Genomic DNA, 521 nt, shown 5'->3' with positions numbered 1-521 from the left:
GAAGGCTACAACACCATGGACACCCTGGCGTCCCTGATGTTTGGCGCCCTGATCGTCGACCTGCTGCGCCAGAAAGGCATCAACGATTACAAGAGCCAGTTCAAGTATCTGGCCATTGCCGGCCTCATCTCTGCCGTTGGTCTGAGCGTGGTGTACGTCTCCCTGTTCCAACTGGGTAACACGGCAGCCGGTGTGGCGACCGATGTCAGCAATGGTGGCGCCATCGTCAACGCCTACGTACTGAGCCTGTTTGGTCAGCCGGGTCAGTTCATTCTGGCGGCCATCATCACTCTGGCGTGTTTTACCACTGCAGTCGGTCTGATCTCCGCCTGTTCCGATTTCTTCCACAATCTGACCGGCATGGCTTACAAGAAGCTGGTGGTGTTGCTGGGCGTTATCTGTGCCGTGGTGGCTAACGTGGGCCTGAGCCAGCTGATCAGCCTCTCCATTCCGGTGCTGGTTGCCATCTATCCGGTTGCCGTGGCGCTGGTGCTGGTCACCTTCCTGAAGGGTTACTTCGG

General features: G+C 58.0%; 1 protein-coding gene. It reads left to right on the top strand.

The genetic code is table 11. The features are described from left to right. Positions 1–521 (top strand): branched-chain amino acid transport system II carrier protein (locus tag G5358_RS21595; protein ID WP_421324941.1); only part of this gene is annotated, 521 nt, incomplete at both ends.

The organism is Aeromonas sp. 604176 (assembly GCF_049170755.1).
GTDB classification, from domain to species: domain Bacteria; phylum Pseudomonadota; class Gammaproteobacteria; order Enterobacterales; family Aeromonadaceae; genus Aeromonas; species Aeromonas veronii_A.
Note: the sequence above shows the minus strand (reverse complement) of the source record. Positions and strands in the feature narration are given on the sequence as shown.